The 22,660-nt window shown below is 48.6% G+C and carries 20 protein-coding genes; 14 read left to right on the top strand and 6 right to left on the bottom strand.

Going from position 1 to position 22,660, the window contains the following annotated elements:
- Positions 1–121 precede the first annotated feature (121 nt).
- The gene (locus WCN91_RS07320; RefSeq protein WP_105188985.1) at positions 122–388 is read left to right on the top strand and encodes a hypothetical protein; all 267 of its coding nucleotides are present in this window, start codon (positions 122–124) and stop codon (positions 386–388) included.
- 140 nt (positions 389–528) lie between these two features.
- Complete coding sequence (locus tag WCN91_RS07315) at positions 529–1,548, top strand: SMI1/KNR4 family protein (protein WP_342677719.1); 1,020 nt, start codon at positions 529–531, stop codon at positions 1,546–1,548.
- A 307-nt stretch (positions 1,549–1,855) separates the two neighbouring features.
- Here WCN91_RS07315 and asnS read toward each other — a convergent pair whose 3' ends face one another.
- A complete protein-coding gene (asnS, locus tag WCN91_RS07310; RefSeq protein WP_342677717.1) occupies positions 1,856–3,253 on the bottom strand; it encodes an asparagine--tRNA ligase in 1,398 nt (465 codons plus the stop codon).
- A gap of 548 nt (positions 3,254–3,801) precedes the next feature.
- Between asnS and WCN91_RS07305 the strand changes: the two genes are divergently transcribed.
- Positions 3,802–4,233 (top strand): ATP-binding protein, encoded by a 432-nt coding sequence (locus WCN91_RS07305; protein ID WP_342677715.1) that lies wholly within the window; start codon positions 3,802–3,804, stop codon positions 4,231–4,233.
- Positions 4,234–4,295: 62 nt separating this feature from the next.
- Here WCN91_RS07305 and WCN91_RS07300 read toward each other — a convergent pair whose 3' ends face one another.
- Together WCN91_RS07300 and bioA are read right to left on the bottom strand one after the other, a co-directional pair.
- Complete coding sequence (locus tag WCN91_RS07300) at positions 4,296–5,633, bottom strand: KamA family radical SAM protein (RefSeq protein ID WP_342677713.1); 1,338 nt, start codon at positions 5,631–5,633, stop codon at positions 4,296–4,298.
- A 448-nt stretch (positions 5,634–6,081) separates the two neighbouring features.
- Positions 6,082–7,383: an adenosylmethionine--8-amino-7-oxononanoate transaminase gene (gene bioA / locus WCN91_RS07295; protein WP_342677711.1), complete on the bottom strand. Its 1,302-nt coding sequence runs from the start codon at positions 7,381–7,383 to the stop codon at positions 6,082–6,084.
- 95 nt (positions 7,384–7,478) lie between these two features.
- On the opposite strand from bioA, the gene bioB reads away from it, so the two are divergent.
- The 5 genes from bioB to htpX all read left to right on the top strand — a co-directional run bounded on the left by bioB (position 7,479) and on the right by htpX (position 12,130).
- Positions 7,479–8,522 (top strand): biotin synthase BioB, encoded by a 1,044-nt coding sequence (gene bioB / locus WCN91_RS07290; RefSeq protein ID WP_105189673.1) that lies wholly within the window; start codon positions 7,479–7,481, stop codon positions 8,520–8,522.
- A complete protein-coding gene (locus WCN91_RS07285; protein WP_342677710.1) occupies positions 8,523–9,662 on the top strand; it encodes an aminotransferase class I/II-fold pyridoxal phosphate-dependent enzyme in 1,140 nt (379 codons plus the stop codon).
- Positions 9,659–10,402: a methyltransferase domain-containing protein gene (locus WCN91_RS07280; protein WP_342677708.1), complete on the top strand. Its 744-nt coding sequence runs from the start codon at positions 9,659–9,661 to the stop codon at positions 10,400–10,402. Before WCN91_RS07285 ends, WCN91_RS07280 begins: the two co-directional genes overlap by 4 nt.
- The gene (gene bioD / locus WCN91_RS07275) at positions 10,399–11,079 is read left to right on the top strand and encodes a dethiobiotin synthase (protein ID WP_342677706.1); all 681 of its coding nucleotides are present in this window, start codon (positions 10,399–10,401) and stop codon (positions 11,077–11,079) included. Before WCN91_RS07280 ends, bioD begins: the two co-directional genes overlap by 4 nt.
- 190 nt (positions 11,080–11,269) lie before the next feature.
- The gene (gene htpX, locus WCN91_RS07270; RefSeq protein ID WP_342677704.1) at positions 11,270–12,130 is read left to right on the top strand and encodes a protease HtpX; all 861 of its coding nucleotides are present in this window, start codon (positions 11,270–11,272) and stop codon (positions 12,128–12,130) included.
- Positions 12,131–12,170: 40 nt separating this feature from the next.
- Here htpX and WCN91_RS07265 read toward each other — a convergent pair whose 3' ends face one another.
- Positions 12,171–12,371, bottom strand: a complete 201-nt coding sequence (locus WCN91_RS07265; protein ID WP_342677702.1) for a hypothetical protein — start codon at positions 12,369–12,371, stop codon at positions 12,171–12,173.
- Positions 12,372–12,451: 80 nt separating this feature from the next.
- On the opposite strand from WCN91_RS07265, the gene WCN91_RS07260 reads away from it, so the two are divergent.
- The gene (locus WCN91_RS07260; protein ID WP_342677700.1) at positions 12,452–12,937 is read left to right on the top strand and encodes a GNAT family N-acetyltransferase; all 486 of its coding nucleotides are present in this window, start codon (positions 12,452–12,454) and stop codon (positions 12,935–12,937) included.
- A gap of 27 nt (positions 12,938–12,964) precedes the next feature.
- On the opposite strand, the gene WCN91_RS07255 is transcribed toward WCN91_RS07260, so the two are convergent.
- The gene (locus WCN91_RS07255) at positions 12,965–13,528 is read right to left on the bottom strand and encodes a TetR/AcrR family transcriptional regulator (protein WP_342677697.1); all 564 of its coding nucleotides are present in this window, start codon (positions 13,526–13,528) and stop codon (positions 12,965–12,967) included.
- Positions 13,529–14,017: 489 nt separating this feature from the next.
- Between WCN91_RS07255 and purE the strand changes: the two genes are divergently transcribed.
- The 4 genes from purE to WCN91_RS07235 all read left to right on the top strand — a co-directional run bounded on the left by purE (position 14,018) and on the right by WCN91_RS07235 (position 19,727).
- Positions 14,018–14,500: a 5-(carboxyamino)imidazole ribonucleotide mutase gene (gene purE / locus WCN91_RS07250; RefSeq protein ID WP_342677695.1), complete on the top strand. Its 483-nt coding sequence runs from the start codon at positions 14,018–14,020 to the stop codon at positions 14,498–14,500.
- Between the two features lie 11 nt (positions 14,501–14,511).
- Entirely contained in the window at positions 14,512–15,651 is a 1,140-nt protein-coding gene (locus tag WCN91_RS07245) for a 5-(carboxyamino)imidazole ribonucleotide synthase (protein ID WP_342677693.1), read from the top strand.
- Between the two features lie 154 nt (positions 15,652–15,805).
- Positions 15,806–17,032 carry an endonuclease/exonuclease/phosphatase family protein gene (locus WCN91_RS07240; RefSeq protein WP_342677691.1) on the top strand — a complete coding sequence of 409 codons (1,227 nt, stop codon included), beginning with the start codon at positions 15,806–15,808 and terminating at the stop codon, positions 17,030–17,032.
- A 208-nt stretch (positions 17,033–17,240) separates the two neighbouring features.
- Complete coding sequence (locus WCN91_RS07235; RefSeq protein ID WP_342677689.1) at positions 17,241–19,727, top strand: S9 family peptidase; 2,487 nt, start codon at positions 17,241–17,243, stop codon at positions 19,725–19,727.
- Positions 19,728–19,968: 241 nt separating this feature from the next.
- On the opposite strand, the gene rrtA is transcribed toward WCN91_RS07235, so the two are convergent.
- The gene (rrtA, locus tag WCN91_RS07230) at positions 19,969–20,550 is read right to left on the bottom strand and encodes a rhombosortase (protein ID WP_342677687.1); all 582 of its coding nucleotides are present in this window, start codon (positions 20,548–20,550) and stop codon (positions 19,969–19,971) included.
- A gap of 244 nt (positions 20,551–20,794) precedes the next feature.
- Here rrtA and ggt point away from each other — a divergent pair, with 244 nt between their 5' ends.
- Entirely contained in the window at positions 20,795–22,558 is a 1,764-nt protein-coding gene (gene ggt / locus WCN91_RS07225; protein WP_342677685.1) for a gamma-glutamyltransferase, read from the top strand.
- Positions 22,559–22,660: the final 102 nt, after the last annotated feature.

Here is a 22,660-nt window from a genome sequence, read left to right as displayed (position 1 = left end):
GCTGTCGCCGCCTGCGCGGGACAGTCAAAGCGCGGTTCGTTTGTGAATGGCTTTCGCCACGTTGTCACAAACGCTCCACACTTTGCCTGCCCCTTACCAAGGCGTTATATGAATCTTGAGTATGATTGAAATCGTCATCGTAATTTTCGTTGGTTTTATCTTGATAAAAGCGGTTCGTCATTCGCGAAAAGTTAACAAAGATTTCTCTCAACTTGATAAGCAACAAAAAGATGAGTTGGTTGAATTAGTTAATACCAATCCCAAAAGGTATTTCCTGTCAGGCGGTTCATTTACGAAGTTACCTAAGCCGTTGGCAATCATCGGAAATATTCTAGCTATTTGTGTAATTTTGTTTTTTGTGGTCTTATTTATCGCAGCACTTTCATAGCGTTATTGGGTTAAATTCATATAACAAGTCAATAATGGCATGGACGCAAAACGCATGGCTTGCGCTCCTTCGTCGCTGAGTATAGCCATGCATTTATGCGCCCCATATTGAGGCGTTAGGGTAAATGGAGTAAAGGTTTAATGTTCAGTTCTTGTTTTCCAGTCTATGAAGATCAAATTCTAGAAGCCGAAAAACTTCTTGGCATTAAATTGCCTGAGAGATACAAAGAACTGGTTTGCAACGAGAAAGTGCTTAAGGCGTTAACTTCTAAGAAGTGCAAATTTATCGACCCATCCCTGTCAATGCTCGATTTTGTAGAGTATTCGAAAATAGTGAAAGAAATAGATCCTAACTTTCCCAAAGATGCAATTGTAATGTTTTGTCCCACTAAGAACATTAGATATAAATCTAAGTGGGGATATTTGAGGTTCTGGATTCCAGATAAAAAGAATCCAGGAGTTCTCTCAAACACGATATATAGCTGGGATCTAGATAGAGGTAAAAAATCAAAAGACTGTAGCGTGGATTGTTGGCTATCATCACCAATTGAAGTTTACTACGGTAGAGATAAGCCTCTATTTGAAAGCTTAGGTTTAGCCTTGCCGGAAGATGAAACCTTTATTAAGGATGTCACAAGCCTTGTTGTAAATGAGCTTGTGGAAAAAGACCAAGATGAATGGCTAAAACTTGGCTCAATGATTATAAAAGGTAAATGGCTTACTCCCTGCGATCTGGGGCAAACTCCCGATTCAGATGTTTCACCTTCATTAAAGGTCAATCCTGGAAAATTCGATGTGTACTTCAGGTCTATAGCACATCCGGATAACAAAACTTTCACACTTAAAGGGCTTCGATTGCTGCCTGAGGCAAGCAAGTTGAATTCAAAGATTGAGGCTTTTGACATCGATATAGATGTGGGTTCCGTTTGTATCTTCGATAGGCAATCGCTCTTTCGTCAAGTATCCCTATACGAACGAGAAGATCTAGGTATGGAGCTTCTTGAGCTTGATCCTGATATCAGCATAATCAAGATTGGAAGCTCGTCAGAGGTTTTATGCTGCCCCGCGGGTCGGGGAGATGGTACGTATAAAGTATATAAACTAGAAACTATTGACAATGAGGTTGGCCTTGAAATTGATTTTAGTGCCAATCAACCCTAACAATTTGCAGCACGCGGACCCAGTCACGCCGCACCATTATTTGGCTCGCTGCGCTCACTTTACCAAATAATGGCACAACGTAACTGGGCCGGTGTGCAAGGCGTTACCGAATAAATACTCTAACGTGTTTTTGTCCAGAAGTGAGTTACAACGAGTATGATACTTTAACACTCAGTTGTAGCTTGATTCGGACTGGATAGTAGCATTTAGTATGAAACTTTATTCCTCTCCTACAATAACTCAAAGTAAAATAAAAAACCGCTCATTGAGCGGTTTTTTGTGTTTGGTACTTAACTAAATCTTGAACTTAGTAAGTAGCGCTGCCCTTAGTACGAGGGAAGGCGATAACGTCACGAACGTTGCCCATGCCGGTTACATAAGCAACCAGGCGCTCAAAACCTAGACCAAAGCCTGAGTGTGGTACTGTGCCGTAACGGCGCAGATCACGATACCAGCTGTAGTCTTCTTTATTTAGACCCATTTCATCTAGGCGGGCATCCAGTACGTCTAAACGTTCTTCACGTTGTGAACCACCTATGATTTCACCGATACCAGGGGCAACCACGTCCATGGCTGCCACGGTTTTGCCGTCTTCGTTTTGACGCATATAGAAGGCCTTAATATCACGTGGGTAGTTTTTGATAACAACCGGTGATTTAAAGTGCTCTTCGGCTAGGTAACGCTCGTGCTCTGATTGCAGATCTACGCCCCACTCAACAGGGAATTCGAATTTCTTGCCACATTCTTTCAAGATTTCGATGGCGTCTGTGTAATCCACCTGAGCAAAGTCTTTGCTCACGAATTCTTCCAGGCGAGAGATTGCCGTCTTTTCAATACGTTGAGCGAAGAATTCCATATCATCACGGCGCTCTTCAAGTACGGCGGCGAATACATATTTCAGCATGTCTTCGGCCAGCTTGGCGATGTCGTTCAGATCGGCAAAGGCAACTTCCGGCTCAACCATCCAAAACTCCGCCAAGTGGCGTGAGGTGTTTGAGTTCTCGGCACGGAAAGTCGGGCCAAAGGTGTAAATCTTAGACAGGGCACTGGCATAGGTTTCGCCGTTTAGCTGACCCGATACGGTAAGGAAGGCTTCTTTACCGAAGAAATCCTGGCTGTAATCTATGTCACCCTTGTCGGTCAGTGGCAGGTTCTGCATATCAAGCGTCGATACACGGAACATTTCACCGGCACCTTCACAGTCACTGGCGGTGATGATAGGGGTGCTTATCCACATATAGCCACGCTCGTGGAAGAAGCGGTGGATAGCTTGCGCTAAACAGTTACGCACGCGCGTTACGGCACCAATTACATTGGTACGTGGACGCAGGTGGGCGTGCTCACGTAAAAATTCGATGCTGTGACGCTTGGCCGCCATAGGGTAAGTATCCGGGTTCTCAACCCAGCCAATCACCTCAACGGTTTCGGCTTGAATTTCAAACGCTTGGCCTTGGCCTTCGGAGGCAACCAATTTACCGGTTACAGACACAGAGCAACCAGCGGTTAAACGAGTGATTTCATCATAATTATTGAGCGAATTGGGCACGACCGCTTGAATAGGATCAAAACTCGAACCGTCATGAACGGCTAAAAACGAAATACCTGCTTTTGAGTCGCGACGTGTACGCACCCAGCCCTTAATGGTGACCTGGCTGTCCACGGCAACGGCGCCTTTTAATAGCTCGGCGATTGCTGTATGGCTCATTTTCACTCCAATGATTACTATTGCCCAAGTTGCTTAGCCCTTGTTCAGGCTCTTACTAAGCAGCTTTATTATGATGTAAATTAAGAGGTCTATCTTAACCCTGTTCGGGTGAGAAAAAAACTGCCAATTGTGCTCTTTACCACTTAATCGCTGAAAAATGGCCAATAATTCACCTAAACTAAAATTGAGCGTGAAATTATAAGGCTAAGGCATATGTTACGAGGCGATAGAGCGGGTCCGTTTATATTGGTTGGCTGGTGTGCGGTATTGGGATGGAGCCTATTTGTGCTGGTTTTGATCATGATCCATTACGGCCGTCCGGAGCAGGATTTTGGCCTTTGGCGCTATTTAGGCGTGCAAACACGGGATTTTTGGCTATTGAGTGCAAAAAATTCCGCTTTAATGTTACTTGGGTTGTGCAGTCTGTGTGCAGTTTGTGGCATTATAAGAGCCAGAAAGATAAATAAAATGATGCACCTGGCGCCTTTATCCCTAATTGCCTTGGTGTTTTTGTGCATCAGCTTCACGCTAGCCTTAGTGAGTAGTTAATGAAACAAGTGTTTATTTTGCGCGGTTTACCCGGCAGCGGTAAAACCAACTATGCGCACAACCTGGCCGACGATTTGGTCGCCGGCGACAGCAGTCAATATGTTATTTGCAGCACCGATGATTACTTTGTTGGCGCCGAGGGCTATCAATTCGATAAGCATAAGCTGCCTGAATACCATAACCTTAACCTGGCACGCTTTATCAAGGCCCTGAGCGAGGGCATTCCCTTGGTGATAGCCGATAACACCAATATTAAAAAGTGGGAATTTATTGCCTACATTGAAGCCGCCCATGCTTTGGGATATCAGGTTAAAGAAGTAATAGTGGGGGAGATTAAAGACAAGGCCATGCAGCATCTTTACGCCCAGCGTAATACCCATAATGTGGCACTGAGAACCATAGCGAAGATGGCCTATCAGTTTGAATGGTAACGCCTGTACGAAAGCCTCTTATAAAAGTAAAAATCCCGCATTAAGCGGGATTTTTTATGGCCTTACATGGCGTTGTATTCGTCTTCCCAGAAGAACTTCTCTTCGCCGAAAGCGGGCTTTAGGTCATCAAGCCAGGTGGCGGTTTCGTCGTATTTGGCAAAGAAAGGACGTTGCACCCAGTCCGGATTACGGGCCTGAATAAAACGCAATACGAACACCTTTTCACCGGCGATTTCGCTCACACCCGATACTTCGACCTTGCCTGGGCCAGCACTCATAGACGGGCCACGCACGGTGCGACTTACTCCGGAGATCTGCTTATAGGCTTCGCGGAAGGTTTCCCAGGTTTTATACAGGGGTAACTCAAAGTAGCGTTTTGCACCTGTGTCCCGCTCGATAAACATATAGTAGGGGATCATGCCAAGCTGGGTTTGCTCTTTCCACATCTCGGCCCACATATTGGGATCCGTATTGATGTTATTGAGCAATGGCGCCTGGGTACGAATTTGTGCTCCGGTTTTACGGATCAAGGCGATGGCTTCGCGGGTGGCTGGACTGCGCAGCTCTTGCTTATGGTTTATATGAGCCATAATGGACACATGTTTACCGGCATCGACCAATTCCTTTAAGAGTGCTAATAAGTCCTGCGCGTCTGGGTCGGTCAGGTATCGGTATGGCCAAAAGGTCAATGATTTGGTGCCGATACGGATAGTACGAATATGATCAAACTCGGGCTCTTTTAACTTTTCAAGATAGCCACGAAGTTTGACCGTACGCATCACCATAGGGTCGCCGCCGGTCATCAGTAGGTCGGTTACTTCGGTATGCTCGCGCAAATATCCGTGCAGCAGTTCGGTATCGTTATTGTTAAAGCGTGTGGCTTTACCTACAAACTGCGCCCAGCGGAAGCAAAAAGTGCAGTAAGAGTGGCAATATTGGCCCTGAGATGGAAAGAAGAGGACGGTTTCTTTGTATTTATGTTGGATCCCTTCGACGCGCTCGCCATCCAGTTCAGGCACGTTCTTTTCCATTTGCCCGGCGGGATGCGGGTTCAGCTTTAAGCGAATCTCCTGTGCCAGTGTCATCACTTCTTCAGTACTGGGGTTGCTTCTATGTAGCGCCGCCATTTGTTCGTATGACTCGTCATCAAGCATACCGCGCTGAGGAAAGGTCAATTGAAAGACGGGATCATTGGGTACCTTATCCCAGTCAATCAATTCTTCAATGACAAAATTATTGACGCGGAAAGGGAATACACTTGCGACCACCTTCATTTCAAAGCGCATATGCTCCGGCAGTTGATGCAAAGCCTCAATTTTATCGATTTGGCGATGTTGATACACGGTAAATCTGGGTGGGACAAAGGCCTCCGCTGGCTGAATCTGGACGTGTTGCTGCATAGAATGTCACTTGCTTATTGAAAAGGTTAGTACTCTAACAAAAAGCAAGGGGGGATTCCTAGGGTCTGTTGACCTTTGTTGTTTGTTTCTGCAGCAGTTTGTAGTGTATTTGTACAAGGCGGCACATGTGTGGTGTAGTTATTCTACATAAACATGTAACAACACAGTAGAAATGCGCTACAAACGCTGCCCTGCGGGTTCATCTAAACGCATCCTGCTCTGTGTTACTCGCTATGAACATAGAATGACTATGCATCATAACGAGCGTCGTGATCAGAATGCGTTTAGATTGAACATAAAGTAAACCGCAAAGATAAACAGACCCTAGGGAAACCCCGGTATTACTCGGCAAATTTCACCATAAAAGCGCTTTTGAACACTTTTATAGTGATTATATTGCTTTGTATGGAAACAAATAAAATCGCTGCTAGCTTATAAGTTGTTTGATCTAGTAATGTTTTTCGGCAATGGCTTGGTAAATGGCATTGCACAGGGTTTCTATGTCCTGCTCTGAGCTGACAAAAGGTGGCATAAGGTAGATAAGTTTACCGAAAGGTCGGATCCACACCCCGTTTGCTACGAAAAAGCGCTGAATTTTAGCCACATCGACATTGGTATCCAGCTCCACCACGCCGATGGCACCCAAGGTACGCACCGAGACCACGGCATCAAACTCTGTGCAGCGTGTCAGTTGTTGTAGCCAAAGATTGATGTTGCCGACCTGTTGCTGCCAGTCGTTTTCCTGTAACAGGCTCAGGCTGGCGTTGGCCACGGCGCAGGCCAGCGGATTGCCCATAAAGGTCGGGCCGTGCATTAGGACACCGGCTTCACCACTACAAATGCCGCGCGCGACCTTATCCGTGGTCAGGGTCGCGGCCAAGGTCATATAGCCACCGGTTAGGGCCTTGCCCACACACATGATATCCGGACTGATATCTGCATGCTCGACGGCGAATAGCTTGCCCGTGCGGCCAAACCCGGTGGCGATTTCGTCGCAGATCAGCAGCACATCATATTGGTCGCACAGGGCGCGAACGGCCTTTAGGTATGCGGGGTGATAGAAGTTCATGCCGCCGGCATTTTGCACTATGGGCTCGATAATAAAGGCGGCAATGTCCCCATGATGCTCGGCAAAGTAATGGGCTAATTCGTCCGCTTCTTGCTCGTTAAATTCGCCATTAAAGGCACTTTGTGGCTGCGGCACAAAGATCTGCTCGGGCAAAAAGCCGCGATACATGCTGTGCATGGAATTAACTGGATCGCACACGCTCATCGCCGCAAAGGTGTCGCCATGATAGCCCTTGCGTGGGGTCATTATCTTATGCTTTTGTGTATGACCCTGACTAAACCAATACTGCAGCGCCATCTTGATAGCCACTTCAACACTGACCGAGCCACCGTCCGCCAAAAACACCTTATCCAGTGGCGCCGGGGTCATGGCAATCAGCTTTTTACATAGCTCTACCGCCGGAGCGTGGGTAATACCACCAAACATTACATGGCTCATTTTTTCGCTTTGCTCTTGCAGTGCACGGTTTAAGCGTGGGTGATTATAGCCATGCAGTGCGCTCCACCATGAGGCCATGCCATCGACCAAACTCTCGCCACTGGCTAAATGCAAGCGGGTACCGCGGGCATGGGTGACCGGATAGTTGGGCAGGGGTTTGAGCATGGAGGTGTAGGGGTGCCAAATATGGTCACGGTCAAACTCGATATCTATAGAATTACTTTTTGTATAATTGTTGCTCATAGGTAAACTTTAAACATTGCACTGGCGTTGACAATACTAAGGCAACTCGTAGACTGATACAAAATAAGTTTACCGTCGATAATAAAGAGAACCCTATGCAACAGGCTGAAATCCGCCATAACTGGACCCATGAACAAGTAAAAGCCCTTTTCGAAATGCCTTTTAACGATCTTCTGTTTAAGGCGGCGAGCATTCATAGGCAGCACTTTAATCCCAATGAGGTGCAGATCTCGACCCTGTTATCGATTAAAACCGGCGCCTGTCCTGAAGATTGCAAATACTGTCCTCAATCCGGTCATTATAAAACTGACCTAGAGCGCGAGCGCCTGATGGAAGTGGAAAAGGTAGTTGAGCAGGCCCGTTTAGCAAAACAAAAGGGCGCGACCCGTTTTTGTATGGGCGCCGCTTGGTCCGATCCTAAGGACCGCGATATGCCTTATATCGAAAAAATGGTTCGTGAGGTCAAAGAGCTTGGCCTTGAAACCTGTATGACGCTGGGCATGCTGGATAACGATAAGGCGCATCAGTTGCGCGATGCCGGTTTGGACTATTACAACCACAACCTGGACACCTCGCCTGAGTATTATCAGCAGATCATCACTACTCGTACCTATCAAGACCGTTTAGATACCCTAGATCATGTTCGCGATGCCGGCATGAAGGTATGCTCCGGCGGTATCGTCGGTATGGGTGAGCAGGCCAAAGACAGATACGGCCTTTTGATCCAGCTTGCTAACCTGCCAAAACAGCCAGAAAGTGTGCCAATTAATATGTTGGTTAAGGTAAAGGGTACGCCGCTGGAAAATGTAGATGACCTGGATCACTTTGAATTTATCCGCACCATAGCCGTGGCTCGTATTATGATGCCAAAAAGCTATGTGCGTTTGTCTGCTGGCCGTACGGCCATGAACGAGCAGATGCAAAGCATGTGTTTCTTTGCTGGTGCCAACTCCATTTTCTACGGTGATAAGCTACTTACCACGGAAAACCCGGAAGCAGACACGGATATGAACCTGATTCGTAAGCTAGGCATGCGCCCGGCTCAGGGTGAGGACTATTCAGATGAAGCATATGAGGCATCACTAAGCTCGGCCATTGCCGACAAGGCCGAATCTGAGCTGTTCTACGAAGCAAAATAAATGGCGTTTGACTATATCAATGACGCATTAGAAACCAGACGACAGCAACACCTGTTGCGTCGTCGGGTACTGGTGGAAGAGGTCAGTGCCCACAGCATTCGTGTGGCTGGCAAGGATTATCTTAATTTTGCTTCTAACGACTATCTTGCCTTGGGGGATTTACCCCTGTCTGGTCTTGATGCTCGCTCTGGCGCTCACAGCTCTCCCTTGGTTACAGGTTATCAGCGTTGCCACCAAGCATTAGAGCAGCGTTTTTGTGACTTGCTTGGCTACCAAGCTGCCATGCTTTTTCCGAGCGGCTTTAGCGCCAATATCAGCGTATTAAAAGCCCTGTTTGCAGAAAATAATGATGGGCTTATAGTTCAGGATAAGCTTAATCACGCCAGTTTGATCGACGGCGGCCTGCAGGCCAATGCCGCCATGCAGCGTTTTAATCATAACAATATCAGCCATTTGAAGGCGCGTTTGAGCAAGTCTAAGGCGAAAAATAAGCTGGTGGTCAGTGAGGGCGTGTTCTCAATGGACGGAGATTGCGCCCCGGTTGCGGATATTCATGCCTTGTGCCGCGCCCATGATGCCTGGTTTATGCTTGATGACGCCCATGGTTTTGGCGTGCTGGGCAATGGTTTGGGCACAGCCTATGGCGAAACAGATACCGAGCGCGCCCGCCCAGATATTCTGGTGATCACCTTTGGTAAGGCCTTGGCTAGCAACGGTGCAGTAGTATTGGCCCCAACGCCTGTGATTGAGCTGTTATTACAAAGTAATCGCGATTATATCTATTCCACCGCGGTGTCGCCGATGCAATGCGCTGTTACCGATCAGCGCCTTACTCAATTGCTAGACGCTCACGCCGAGCGCCAGCAACTGGCGGGTAATATCGCTTATTTTAGAGAGCGTTGTGCGCAAGCGTCTTTGGCATTAATGGACTCACAAACGCCAATTCAACCGCTGATCGTCGGTGACAGCGAAAGCGCCTTGCAAATGCAAAACGATTTACGTGAGCAGGGGATTTGGCTCAGCGCCATTCGCCCGCCTACGGTTGCCCACAATACCGCGCGTTTACGTATTACCCTGACCGCGGCCCATCAAAAGCAGGATATAGACACCCTGGTTAAGGCCCTGGAGTCCTGTCGATGAGCGCGGCGTTAAAGCAACAAACCCAATCGCATTTTTCCAAGGCGGCGTGTCGTTATCAGCACCACGCCCGCGTGCAGGCCAGTGCCAGCGAGGTGCTGTTAGCGCATCTGGCGCAGCGGTCATTAGGGTTGTGCTTGGACTTAGGGGCGGGTCCCGGTGTTAACAGCGCGGCTTTGGCAGCGCAAAGCGATGCCCTGATAGCTCTTGATTTATCGCCCTCTATGCTGGCACAAATTCGCACGCCAAGCGTTAAGCTCTGTGCCGATATGGACGCACTGCCACTGCAGGCCAACTGCCTAGATACGGTATTTAGTAACTTTGCCATGCAGTGGTCGAGTGATTTAAACATCGCCCTGGCCGAGCTTTACCGTGTGCTTAAACCTAAAGGGCGGGCCTACCTGGCCATAGTTGCCGCTGGCTCCTTGGTTGAGGTAAAAATGGCGTTTGCCGATATAGGGCGAGAGGCGATTAACCATTTCGCTAGCTTTGAAGAAATACGTAGTGCAGCGCACAATGCCGGTTTTAAGGTCAATTGGCAGCAAGAGTTGCCCTTGTTTGACACCTACTCAAGTGCCAAGGATGCGTTAAAAAGCCTCTCTGCCATAGGGGCAAACAGTGCCGAGCAAGGCCATAAGGCGCTTACCAAGGGCGAATATCTTCAAGTGTTACAGCGCTTAGGGGGCGACAGCCAAGAGGTTGCCCTGAGCTATAACGTGGTCTTTTTGGAACTGATTAAATGAAGCAATTTTTTATTACCGCCACGGACACGGATGCCGGTAAAACCCATGTAACCAGCCTTTTGCTGAAATTGGCTGTGCAACGTAAACGCAAGGCTCTGGGCTTTAAACCCATAGCGGCCGGTGCTGAGCAGGCCTTTGGTCGTCTGGTTAATACCGATGCGCTGACATTAATTGAAAGCGGTAATACGCAAGCCGTCTACGAGCAAGTCAACCCTTTTATTTATGAGCCGCCAATCGCTCCTCATATTGCCGCAGCGCAGCAGGGTGAACAGATCACTCTGGCCAAGCTAAATAAGGCCTATGAAGAGGTAAGCGCCTTGGATGCGGATATCTTGCTTACCGAGGGCGCCGGTGGCTGGTTATTGCCTATCAATGATCAAGAGTTACTTAGCGACTGGGTGGTGGCGGCGAAACTCCCTGTGATCTTGGTGGTCGGCATGAAGCTCGGCTGTTTAAATCATGCCTTGCTCACCATGGCGTCCCTGCAACAGCAAGGAGTAGAGGTAGCAGGGTGGATAGCCAATCAGGTTGACCCTGACATGGCCGAATACGATGCTAATTTGGCCACTTTAAAGGCGCGCCTGCCTGTGCCCATGCTGGCCGAGAGTCCTTATACTGAGGGCACGCCAAAACTGCGTATTCATGGCGCCTTATTGGATGTGCTGGCGCTGCGCTAGCGCATTTCCTTCCCCCTGGCATCTTGTTACAACTATTTACAATTGTTTAAGATACAATGTCTTGATGCTGTCATGGTTAGCCTATATATAGAACTCATAGCGCCAAGAGTGATGCTATCCATTATGGGTCAGGATGCCCCAGCTAAGGGAGACCCCTAATGAATAATCTTACTCGATTGGAGAATGACGTATGAAGCGTGTAGTGCTTTTTTTATTGACCAACCTGGCGGTAATGCTGGTGCTAGGTGTGGTGTTATCGATTATATTTGCCGTTTTAGGTATTTCCTCGCGCAGCATGGGCGGGATCTTAGTGATCGCTGCAGTATTTGGCTTTGGCGGCGCCTTTATCTCTCTAGCCATGTCGAAATGGATAGCTAAGCGCTCAACCGGCGCTTATGTTATCGAGCAGGCGCGTACCGAAACCGAGCAATGGCTGGTGGCCACAGTAGCCGAGCAGGCACAGCAGCGCGGTATTAAAATGCCTGAGGTGGCGATTTACGACAGCCCTGAGATCAATGCTTTTGCTACCGGCCCGTCTAAAAACAATGCCTTAGTAGCGGTAAGCAGTGGTTTGCTTCATAACATGACTAAGGATGAAGCTGAGGCGGTACTGGCCCACGAGGTTTCACACGTGGCCAATGGTGATATGGTGACTCTGACTCTGATCCAAGGCGTGGTTAACACCTTTGTGATCTTCTTGGCGAAAGTACTTGCTGGGGTGGTGGATAACTTCCTAAGCGGCAATGAAGAAGAAAGTGGTCCAAGCTGGACATACTTCATCTTTGATATGCTGTTTCAAATCCTCTTTGGTGTGCTTGCTTCCGTGGTTGTTGCCTACTTCAGCCGTAAACGTGAATATGCCGCTGACAGAGGTGCCGCCGAGCTGGTTGGTGCCAATAAAATGCGTGCCGCACTGGAGCGCTTAAAGGGCAACCATGAGTCGCAGCTAGAAGGCTCTATGATGGCCTTTGGTATTGCCTCGGGGCGTTCAATCGGCGAGTTGTTTGCTTCGCACCCACCGCTGGATGCGCGTATTAACGCTTTAAAGTAATTACTGTACTGTAATAGTAAAAAGGGCCGAAAGGCCCTTTTTATGCTTGTTCGCGCGCTTGCTGATTAGGCAGTAGTTGCTCAATGATTTCTTTGGCCGGCAGGGTATAACGCACCCCGCCAAACATCACCGAGGTATATTCGTCCAGGCCGGTGATCCCCGTTAGCGTCCATCCCTCGCCACGCTCTGGGCAGTATACTGTGGTGGTGGGTGGCACCATGATAAATTGTGCTTGGCTCATTCGCTTGCCGTTTTTAAACTTGCTGATGGCCCTAGTTTAAGGCAATAATCCCGCAACTCAACCTCTGCGAGCTAAGTTTCATGATCCATTGCCAAGAAGCCTCATTGGCGCTTCGCCCAATACGGCATAAAGACGTGTCGGCGCTCTATGGCATACTTACGCACCCAGAAGTCGGTCGTTATAACGATTATGCCGTCCCTTCAAACCCATCCGAGGTTCAAGATATTATTCAAGGGGATATAGAGCTGCTACTTACGGGTGAAGGTGTGCGCATGGCCATCCTTTATCAGGAGCAAGTAGTGGGCAGCTGTGGTATTTATGATGCCCATACCAAGGTGGCTAAAATTGGCTATGAACTTCTCCCCCTGTTTTGGGGGCGAGGGCTAATGCATCTTGCCTTGTCTTTATTATTGTCCGAGGGGCAGCAATATATGGGCGCCGATGTAACCACAGTACAAGCCCAGGTGCACCTGGATAACCTGCGCAGTATTAAGCTACTGCAACGTCTTGGTTTTGTCTGCAGTGAGCCTGGAGTCTATCAATTACCCTGGCCCCCACGCTCCTAGGCATTCTAATATTTGGAGATTTGGGGCCTATAACAGCGCTATCTTGGCGCTCAAACGACGAACCAAGTTAGAGACATCCGGGTGCTCGCTGTTAAGGCCTTCAATTAAGGTCATAAAGTAGCAATCCATCATGGCCGCGGCTCGCACTTCATCGTATTGACGCGTACCATCGAATAACAGCTTCTTAAATGCCTCCATCTGCGCGCTGAAAAACGCGCCTTGCCAAACCAGACCCTGCAATAAAGACTTGCTGAATTCCGTGTGCGCTAGATAAAACCGATAGAGGTGCAGGGCATAGTGACGCATTTTCAGCTTTGGCTGTTCAAAGGTATCTTCACGTTTAGCTTCAGCTATCACCTTATCTATATGCATCAGCATAAGTTGACGCAGCAAATCGTCTTTATTTTCAAAGTGGGTAAACAAGGTGCCATTGGCTACCTGAGCATGCTTGGCGATATCGCGTGTAGAAGTTGCGGCAAAGCCATGCTCTTGAAATAGTTGCCAAGCCGCATCCATGATGCGCTCCCGGGTTCGCTGTTTTTTGCTTGTTACCTTGTTTCCCGCTTCGCTTGTTACTTGCTTGTTGCTCACAAAACACCCGTTAAAGAACTGGAATTGAGCGCGCTCAAATATTATAATGAGCGCGCTCAATTTAAAATCGTTAAGGAAAACAGCATGATATCAAAAACTAACCCCGTCACCTTGGTGCTTGGCTATATTATCTTTATGCAATTATTATTTTTTATAGTTATATCCTAGGTCCTATACTCAAAGCAATTTTACTGCCCGGCGGCTTAGCCCTTTTGGCACTTATTTTAGGGCCTAAGGAGTTCGTACGCGTATGGCGTGAAGCTCATGCTCACAGGCCGGATAGCAAGTCAGAATAAGGTCATTTTATCGGCCAACTTGGCATGCTTTTTATCTGGCTTTTTTGTATAATGCGCCGCAACTTATTGTTGGCAAATGGCCAACAGCCATGGGCGGGCGTACCCCTCAAGTGTGTATAGCTTGGCGCCGGCGCACTAAATCTTAGTGATAACCATGGTTAAATTGGTATCGTTATTGACCCGAGGAGTGACAATGAAAGTAGGTATTATTATGGGTTCCAAGTCTGATTGGCCCACTATGCAACATGCAGCGGATATGTTGGATAAATTTGGCATCGACTATGAAACCAAGGTTGTTTCGGCGCACCGTACTCCTCAATTATTGGCCGATTATGCCTCATCTGCCGCCGAGCGTGGTATCAAGGTAATCATCGCCGGTGCCGGCGGTGCTGCTCACCTACCTGGTATGGCTGCAGCCTTTACTTCACTGCCGGTACTGGGTGTACCCGTGAAGTCTAAAGCCCTAAACGGCGTAGATTCATTGCTCTCTATTTGCCAAATGCCTAAAGGCGTTGCCGTAGGCACGCTAGCCATTGGTGACCCAGGTGCGGCCAATGCCGGCTTGTTAGCGGCACAGATCTTAGGCTGTCAGCAGCCTGAGCTATTGGTAAAAATCGATGCTTTCCGTAAAGAGCAAACCGATACCGTGCTAGCTAACCCAAACCCAGCTGAATAAGGTCCCCAGCCATGAATATGTTAGTGCTTGGTGCGGGACAATTAGCGCGAATGATGGCGCTTGTTGGCGCGCCTTTGGATATTCATATCCGTGCCTATGATGTAGGCTCAAAGCAGGTGGTTCATCCGGTAACCGGCGAAATCTATGAATTAACGCTGGAGCAGGCGATTGCACAGAGCGAGCGCATTACCGCTGAATTCGAGCATATTCCTGCGGATGTATTGGCGCTGTGTGAGCAAAGCGGTAAGTTCTTCCCTGGCGAAGAAGCCATTGCCTGCGGTGGCGACCGAGCAAAAGAAAAGGCCTTACTAGAGCACGCTGGTGTGCCGAGCGCCCCTTATGTGCTGGTAACCGAGCGTAGCCACCTGGATAAAGCCATCTCTGAGCTGGCCTTACCCCTGGTAATTAAAACCTGTCAGGCGGGATACGATGGCAAGGGTCAATGGCGCTTAAAAGACGCCGCGGATGCGGATCAGATTTGGGCGCAAATGCGTGAGTTTTTAGAAAAAGACTCTGAGCACAGCATTATTTGTGAAAAAATGATCCCCTTCGATCGCGAAGTGTCGGTGATCGGCGCCCGTGATCATATGGGTAATGTAGCCATCTACCCGGTAACAGAGAACGAACACACGAACGGTGTACTGACTTTGTCTGTGGCCGGATTAGTCAATGACAGCGTGCAACAGCAAGCCATTGACGCCTATAGCAAATTGGCAAATGCGCTGAATTACGTGGGCGTACTGGCCATAGAGTTCTTCGATGTTGACGGCCAACTTCTGGTTAATGAAATAGCGCCTCGGGTGCATAACTCTGGGCACTGGACACAACAGGGCGCTTATAGCTGTCAGTTTGAAAACCATGTGCGCGCCGTGGCCGGTTTGCCCTTAGGTGACACTGCCTTATTGCGCCCAAGCGCGATGATTAATGTGCTGGGTCAGGCGGCTATTCCAGCCGAGGTGCTTAGCGTAGCGCAAACCCGCAGCCACTGGTACGGCAAGGGCGTAAAGCCTGGGCGTAAAATGGGTCATATTAACGTCAGTGCCGATAACCTGCATGCCTTAGGTGAGTGTTTAGCAACCTTAGCTGAGTATCTGCCCGAGGAGCAATACCCTGGGATTGCGGCCATGGCTCAGCGACTTACTCTCAATTAAGCCAAATCAGGCACTTCTTAAAAACCGAGCTAAGCTCGGTTTTTTTATCTTTTTTAATTACAAAGTCAACAGCTTAGCTGCTACCATTGCGTTCTAGTACCTGTTTTAATCTAAGTGGGTATTAGCTTTTTTCGTCAGCTTAATGGAATCTAGTATGAAAGCACAAGGTCAGGCTTTTTATCTTCTGGGCGCATTACTGCTCGGGGTAAGCGGCTTAAGCGCTTGCACCAGCGCCACCCCCAGGCTTAACTCTGATGCCGCGCAATCTGCGCCCAGTATACGTATTGCCACCTTTAACGTCAGTATGGACGGCTCTAATTACAACGAACACTTTACCTCATTAACCCAGTCGCCATTGCCTCAGTTACTGGCCGAGGGCAGCCACAAGCAAATTCATAATATCGCCGCCATTATCCAAGCGGTGCGCCCGGATGTAATTTTACTTAATGAATTTGATTTCACCGGTGATTGGCAACAAAACGTAGCGCTGTTTCAGCAAAATTTTCTTACTCAGACCCATGGCGACTACCAAGCCATTAGCTATCAATACAGCTATGCGGCGCCGGTCAATACAGGTGTTGCCAGTGAGTATGACTTTGATGGTAATGGCAAAAAGACGGGCATAGCCGGTGATGCCTATGGTTTTGGTTTTTATCCCGGCCAATACGGCATGCTTTTACTGAGTCGTTTTCCCATAGATACAGATGCGGTGCGTACCTTTCAGCATTTGCCTTGGCATACACAAAGCGGCGCTTCTATGCCCCAGCTCGAAGGTCAGCCTTTTTACGATCAACAAACCTGGCAGGCGGCGCGTTTAAGTTCAAAATCATTTTGGGATATCCCGCTGGAAATTGCCGGTGAACGCCTGCATATTCTAGCCTCACATCCCACGCCGCCGGTATTTGACGGCGCGGAAGACAGAAACGGCCTGCGTAATTTCGCTGAGATAAAGTTAGTGGCAGATTATATCACCACGCCAGCCCCAGGTTACCTTGTGGATGATAAGGGGCAAGCGGGTGGCCTTAGCGGCGACACCCGATTTGTGATTCTTGGTGACTTAAACGTCGCGCCCCAAGGCCCCAAGGCAAGACCTGAGGCCATTGATCAGCTGTTAAAGCATCCCAAGGTGGATAGCAGCTTAATACCTGTTAGTAAGGGTGGCGCCGAATCCTCCACCGAGCCTTTTGCAAAATTCTATACCGCCAGCTGGCAAGCCCGCGTCGATTATGTTTTGCCATCCCAGTTTGGTTTGCAGAGCGTGGCCTCGGGTGTGTATTGGCCGGGTCAGGGGGAGTCCGGCTATGAGTTAGTGCGTGATAGAAAGTTATCTTCGGATCATCGTCTGGTTTGGATGGATGTGCAGATAATCACAAATGAATAAACGTATTTGTTTAAATTATGGTCTATATTTATAGGGAACAGGTTCATAGCTTGTTTTATTGCTAGCGCAGAGTTTTGGTCAGCAACACTTGCTGACCTTTTTTGCGTTGTTATTCACCCCATTAAGCGCCTATTTAATCTAAAACACCTGTTTTTATTGCTGAGATTTTGCTTAAATCTTGGCACCTGCAATTTCAATACTAATAATTATGTTTCATAAAACAGTGCTAGCGGCCACCATAGCTTCTAGCTTTATCCTTGCGGGCTGTCAAAGCACGGCACCCCAAAGCGTGGCAGCGGTTAATGCCGAGCCCAGCACCATTGAAAAACAACAAGTATCGACTCCAGCTAAGCCTGGCTCTATCGCCATTACCCTAGAGCAGGCCATGGCGCATCCAGACTGGTTGGGTAACCAGCCGGAAGGTGCGTTTTGGCGCGCCGACTCGAGCGCGGTGATTTATCAACAGAAGCAGCAGGGCAATGAACTAAGAGATCATTATGTTCAAGAGCTTGGTAACAGCGCCGCCGTGGTGCCTCTAAACGAGCTTCATACCTTGGGCGATGACGCCGCGGTTATGAGCAAAGATCAGCGTTTGCAGGCCTATCAGTTTGAAGGCGATATCTTTGTTAAGGATCTTCTTAACAACACCCTGATCCAAATTACTAAAACATCGGCATTTGAATCTAAGCCGCAGTTTTTAAATGACAACTCCTTGGTTTACCGAGTCGGCAACCTGTTTATGCAGGTTGATTTAAGCACGGGTCAGCACAGCGAGTTGGTCAACCTCAAGCTTGAAGACAAGCCGGTGAAGGTGAGTGAGCCGAGCAGCTATATCGCCAAAGAGCAGCATAAGCTAATCGACTATGTCGCTTTGCAGTTAAAGAACAAAAAAGATGCCGTCGCGCGCCAACAGGCCTTGCTTGATGCCAATGATGCTTTGGTGGATGCCAGTATTTACTTGGGTGAGAATAAGCGTCTGGTGGACGCCCAGTTATCACCGGATGGCACTAAGCTGATTGTGGCCCTGACCGACACCCGCAGCTGGCGTGGTGAAGGCGATATCATGCCTAATTACATCACAGATGATGCCGGTATTGATGCGGTTCCCGCTCGTCGCCGTGTGGCCGATGATAAGCCGCAGGAAACCGAGCTGGTGTATATCGACCTGGATAACAAGCAGAAGTCGACCCTGACCTACAATACCTTGCCTGGTTGGGATGAAGACGTTTTAGCCGAGGTTAAGGCTGAAAACTATGCCCGCGAAGGCAAAAAGTATAAATCTGAAAAGAAACGCCGTGAAATCAATCTGATGATGGACTGGGGCTGGGATCAAAGCGCTATTGTCTGGAATAACGCTGGGACGCAAGTCGCTGTTATGCTGGAAGCCTGGGACAACAAAGACCGCTGGATAGCCACCGTTGATTTCAATGGCAAGAAGCTGGTTAACCAACACAGATTGCACGATGATGCCTGGGTAAACTACACCTTTAACGACTTTGGTTGGTTAAATAACAGCGATACCTTGTATTACCTATCTGAGCAGTCCGGTTATAGCCATATCTATACCAAGGCGTTAGATGGTAAGGCGATACAGCGTACTCGTGGTGCGTTTGAGGTCTCCGATCTGACTCTAAGCAATGATGATGCTTACCTTTACTTTAAGGGCAATAAAAAGCACCCGGGCATCTATGAAATCTACCGTTTGCCTCTGGCCGGTGGTGATGTTGAAGCACTGACCGACCTTAACGGTATGACGGACTATGTGCTGAGCCCGGATCAGAGCAAGTTGTTGCTGACCCATTCGACCATTATGAATCCGCCTGAGCTATTTGTAATGGACGCGGCGCCTAAGGCCGAAGTAACGCAACTGACTCACACCGTATCCGAGCAATTTAAAGCCACTAAACTGACAGCGCCGAAAATTGTTGCCGTGCCTTCAAGTCATGGTGAGCAGCCTGTGTATGCCAAGGTTTATTACCCAAGCGACTACGTGGAAGGGGAAAGTGGTAAGAGCCGTAAAGCGGTGATCTTTAACCATGGCGCCGGCTACTTGCAAAACTCACACTTCGGCTGGTCCGGTTATTTCCGTGAATTTATGTTCCATTCTTTACTGGCCGATGAAGGTTATGTGGTGATGGATATGGATTACCGAGCATCAAAAGGTTATGGCCGTGACTGGCGTACCGCTATTTATCGCCAAATGGGCACACCAGAAACCCAAGATCTGATCGATGGTGTTAACTGGATGGCCGAGCATGCCAATGTTGATACCGGTGCCGTGGGCACTTATGGTGGCTCATACGGCGGCTTTATGACCTTTATGGCTCTGTTCACCGCGCCGGAAGTATTCCAAGCCGGTGCCGCCTTGCGTCCGGTCAGCGACTGGGCTCATTACAATGCGCCGTACACATCGAACATTCTAAACCGCCCGGATGTTGATCCCATAGCTTATGAGCGCAGCTCGCCGATTTACTTCGCCGAGGGTTTACAAAAGCCATTGCTGATCAACGCCCCCATGGTTGATGACAATGTGTTCTTCCAGGATGTAGTACGCTTGGTACAGCGCTTTATTGAGCTGGAAAAAGAGAACTTCGAGACCGCTATCTTCCCAGTTGAGCCGCATGGTTTTATTCAGCCTTCAAGCTGGTTAGACGAATACCGTCGTATTCATAAGCTGTTTAAAGAAAACCTATGATACCAATTCACTTAAATAGCTAATCATTCTAGCGGGCTAAATATCATGCTAACGGCGTTAGATTTTTTCTATGTAGAATAACTACATATGAAAAAATCTGCCTTGTTAGCATCTCATTTATCCAGCGCTATCTCTGATCACATACTTAACAGAATTGGTATAACGCTTCGCGATAACAGCATAAAAAAGCCCGGACATCACTTTGGAGCCCGGGCTTTTTCTTATCATTAGTGCAGCTAATTTACTGGCGAGCGCGATGCCTTAACCAGTGCAATACCCCCAGCACAAAACCACCTATCACACCAAACAAATGGGCTTCAATGGCTACCCGAGAGGCGATTAGGGTTTCTAAGTCGGCGCTGGCGCCGATGAATTGCTCATAGGCCACCTTGATTAACACACCTAATAACAGCAGGTAGCCGGTTTTCTCGGCGCTGTAAATATCGCGCAAGGCGCCATAGACCAAGAGGCCATGCAAGGTGCCGCTGAGGCCAACATAAATATCAATATTGTCGGCGAACAGATAAATAAGTCCGGTGCATCCCAATGACATGCTCACAATCGCCAGCCAATAGCCACGTACCGTAAAAAAATGATGATGGAGAAGCCAAAGGGCGCCAACGCCGGCCATATTCATTAATAAATGGGCGCCATTACTGTGGCTAAAATTACCGCTAAGCAGACGATAGACTTGCCCGTCAATGATGGCGCCGCGGTCAAACTGCAGCACGGGATTCAAATTGAAAACCATGATCAGTACGCAGAGAATGATCAGGGCTAAAGGCGCAAGCAGGGTTGATTTTTTAAACAAGGATTGAAACATGGCGGCAATTATCTATTATTTTTTGCGTATTGTGCCCGTTTATACCAATGCTGTTAAGTATGTGATCAGAGATAGCTTTGGTTAAATGACATGCTCACAAGGCGGAATTTTTCTTATGTAGTATTTCTCCCTATACAAATCCCAACACAGTGAGCATGATATTTAGCCCGCTTAGCTATTTAAGTGAATTGGTATTTCCCTTAAGATGCTAATCTTAAACGAGACAATGGACCCTGGCATCTTTATGACTTTTTCCAAATCCCTTCTGACCCTTGCTGTCACTCTTTTTCTTACCTCGGGCTGTGTAGCCACGGATGAAACAAATACCAATAAACAGGTGCTGGCCGACAGAGAGCCCGAAGCCACCACCAGTATTGTCGCCAAACATGCGGTTGTCGGCGAAAAATACATGGTCGCCGCCGCGAACCCTTACGCGGTACAAGCCGGTGAATCTGTGCTGGCCAAAGGTGGCAGCGCCATAGACGCAGCCATCGCCGTACAGCTGGTTTTAACCCTGGTTGAGCCGCAATCCTCCGGCATAGGCGGCGGTGCTTTTATTATGCATTATGATGCCCAAGGGCGTCAGTTAACCACCTTCGATGGCCGTGAAACCGCACCAAAAGCGGCCACGCCCGAGTTATTTCTCGATAGTGAAGGCAAGGCGGTGCGCTGGATAGATGCGGTCGTCGGTGGTCGCTCTGTGGGTGTACCCGGGGTGATGAAAGCCCTGGCCGATGCTCACACCCAGTACGGCAATTTGCCCTGGGAAGAGCTCTTTAGCGATGCCATCGCCTTATCCGAGCAAGGGTTTGAGGTATCACCACGCCTGCATAAGCTGCTAGCCCGTCGTATTAACCCAGGTGTTGAACAGCTGCCGGTGGCCAGTGACTATTTCTTTCCCGAGGGCGAGCCTTTAGCCGTGGGCACAGTGCGTAAAAACCCTGAGCTTGCCGCCTTATATCGTAAAATGGCGGAGCAGGGCGTTAGCGCCTTTTATCAGGGTGACAATGCCAAAGCCATCGCGACAGCAGTACAGCACAGCGAGATTGCCCCAGGTCTTTTAACCGCAGCGGATATTCAAGGCTATCAAGCCAAAGAGCGTGCTCCTATCTGTGTTGGTTACCATAGCTACCGCGTGTGCTCAATGGCGCCGCCAAGCAGTGGTGGTATGGCGGTACTGCAAATTCTAAAATTGCTGGAGCACAAAAACCTCAGCCAGTACCCGGCTAACGACCCAGAAGCGCTGCATTACTTTACCCAGGCTTCGAGATTGGCCTTTGCCGACCGCAACGTGTATATGGCCGACCCGGATTTTCAGGCGGTACCCACTCAAGCCTTGATGGACAGCACTTATTTAGATAAGCGTGCGACTTTAATTGGTGAGCGTGACCATAAGCAAAGCCACGGCAATCCGGTTGTGGGTTTAAGCTACGCTGAGGACGATGCCTTTGAATTGCCTAATACCAGCCATATTTCCATCGTGGATGCAAAGGGCAATGCGGTGTCCATGACCACTTCTATTGAAATGGCGTTTGGCTCGACCGTTATGGTGAATGGTTACTTGTTGAATAACCAACTCACCGACTTTGCGCTCTCGCCTAAACGCGACGGTAAATACGTGCAAAACCGCGTTGAGGGCAATAAGCGCCCACGCAGCTCCATGGCACCTGTTATGGTGTTTAATGAAGATGGCTCACTGCGCCTGGTGATAGGCTCACCCGGTGGCAGTCGCATTATCAATTATGTGGCGCACAGCATTATCGGTGTGCTCGATTGGGGACTGACGGCGCAGCAGGCCATTAATATGCCGCGTTTGACCAACCGCAATGATGTAACCACCTTGGAGCAGGGGACCGAATTGGCCAAGCTAAAAGCGCAATTTGGGCTACGTGGCCATGAGGTGCGCATTGGTGACTTGAACTCAGGTCTGCATGCGGTGGAGATCATTGACGGCAAACTTTATGGCAGCGCCGATCCCAGACGTGAGGGCATAGCTCTGGGCCAATAGGGTACCAATGTTAATATAAATTCATGGGCTTGTTGGTTAATTGCTAACAAGCCCAAAAACTGGTGATGAATACGTAATCTAGTTGATTTCGGTTTGCAATTT

Source organism: Pseudoalteromonas qingdaonensis (assembly GCF_038739665.1).
Taxonomy (GTDB): Bacteria; Pseudomonadota; Gammaproteobacteria; order Enterobacterales; family Alteromonadaceae; genus Pseudoalteromonas; species Pseudoalteromonas qingdaonensis.
This window is presented reverse-complemented; position numbering and strand designations above follow the sequence as displayed.